1 protein-coding gene is annotated in these 2,007 nt (G+C 45.4%); it reads left to right on the top strand.

All coding sequences use genetic code 11. The features are described 5' to 3' along the window. The first annotated feature begins 4 nt into the window (after positions 1-4). Complete coding sequence (locus K6C05_RS07945; RefSeq protein ID WP_296733385.1) at positions 5-1,762, top strand: NFACT RNA binding domain-containing protein; 1,758 nt, start codon at positions 5-7, stop codon at positions 1,760-1,762. Positions 1,763-2,007: the final 245 nt, after the last annotated feature.

Raw genomic sequence — 2,007 nt, 5'->3', positions numbered from 1 at the left:
TCTTATGAGTTTAGATGGTATTTCTATGCATCCACTGGCCATTGAGCTGGACAGAGCCATTACAGGCGGACGCATAGACAAGATAAATCAACCAAATAAGCAGTCTGTAATTCTTTCCGTTAGACAGCCAGGCAAAAATTATTTGGTTCATATTTCAATAAATCCCCAGAACCCTGCGGTTCATATTATTGAAAAGGCACCTGATAATCCACCGGAGCCGCCTATGTTCTGCATGGTTCTCCGCAAGCATATTGAAACCGCCCGTATAGCCCGGGTATATCAGCATAGTCTTGACCGCATCATCATATTGGACATGGATGTGCTGGCTGCGGGGGGACAAATCGTTACAAAATCCCTGGTAGTTGAGCTCATGGGCAAGTACAGCAACATTATTCTGGTACAGGACGACAACATCATTGACGTACTGAGAAGAGTCGGGGCCAACTCCAGCCGCATCAGGACTGTCCTGCCTGGAGACCCATACATTTTACCACCTGTGCAGGATAAAATGGATCTTCTTGAGTGCTCCATTGATGATGTGGTTACAGCCATCAGAGCCAAGGATGACTTAAAACTCAGCAAGGCCATTCTTGATACCTGTCTTGGTTTTGGCCCTGTAACTGCAAAGGAAACCGCCTTTCTGGCTGGACTCCCCCACAACCAGTTGGTCAGTGAAATGGATGAAAGTGATTTTGCTTCACTCAATAACGCCTTAACGGAAATAAAGGATGCCTTTAAGGAGCCTTGCGGTGAAGCCTGTCTCGTGGTGGATGCTAATCAAAAGCTGCTGGCTACCGCATCCTTTCCACTGCATTACTATATAAACGATACGGTTGTAAAATTTACGACCATAAGTGAAATGCTGGCTAAGGCTTCCAGTATTGCTGGTAGCTTTCAGCTGCCTGACAGGGACCGTTTCAAAAAGCTCATCAAAAATGAGCTGAGCCGGGCCCAGCATAAGGTGGATAAGCTGAAGGATGATATTGCCGCAGCCGACAACGCCGAGGAATATCGTATAAAAGCGGATAATCTTATGACCTATCAGTATCAGCTAAGGGACCGTGAAGACGCCACAGTTACGGTTACGAACATCTACAGTGAATCCGGAGAAAGTATCTCCATCGCCATGGATCAACGTCTTTCCGTCAGTGAAAATGTTCAGGCCTATTACAAAAAATATGATAAACTCAAAAGGGGCAAGGAGCTTTTGGAAAAGCAGCTGGAAAAATGTCTTGATGACATCAAGTATCTGGCTTCAATTGAAACCTCCCTTGAGGCCTCCACTTCCCTTGCGGAGATAAATGATATTAAGACAGAGCTTATTACAAATAATATTTTGCGGGAAAATCTGAAAAAGCACGCCTCTGTGAAGCAGTCCCAACCATTTAAGTTTACCGCTCCTGACGGAACCACTATTCTGGTGGGCAAGAACAATTACCAGAATGACCGGCTTACCTTCAAGGTAAGCAACCCGGGAGACATTTGGCTTCACACCCAGGAGATTCCCGGATCCCATGTTATTATCCGCTGTGACGGGGAGGAACCAGCCGAGGATACGTTGCTTCTGGCCTCCTATCTGGCAGTTCATTTCTCCCAGGCAGCCAATTCCTCCAAGGTACCGGTGGACTACACCCGTTGCCGCTTTGTAAAGAAGCCGGCAGGAGCCAAGCCGGGCTTCGTTATCTTTACCAATCAAAGCACTTTGTATGTTACCCCTGAGGATGAGGTGCTTAACCCTATTCTTCTACAGGCAAAAGAATAACAGGAAAACATATTTTCAATGATAAAAAGGACAGCTGGTTCATCAAAACGATGAATCAACTGTCCTTTTAAATATACCTAAATTACGAAGGCAACCTTATTTATTTTCGTCCTTCAAGACCTTAATGTCTTCTATGCCATAGTATTTACACAAGCCGTACTTGGTAACTCCATTATCAAAATCAACGAAGAATACGTGACGCAGGGCCCGATTTGTCATCCGTATAGGCTCCATGTAGGCAATGG

Source organism: Anaerovibrio sp. (assembly GCF_024697385.1).
Lineage (GTDB): Bacteria > Bacillota > Negativicutes > Selenomonadales > Selenomonadaceae > Anaerovibrio.
Note: the sequence above shows the minus strand (reverse complement) of the source record. Positions and strands in the feature narration are given on the sequence as shown.

Coding starts and splice junctions, on each gene's coding strand:
- K6C05_RS07945 (WP_296733385.1), top strand. CDS start 5: ATGAGTTTAGATGGTATTTCTATGCATCCACTGGCCATTGAGCTGGAC.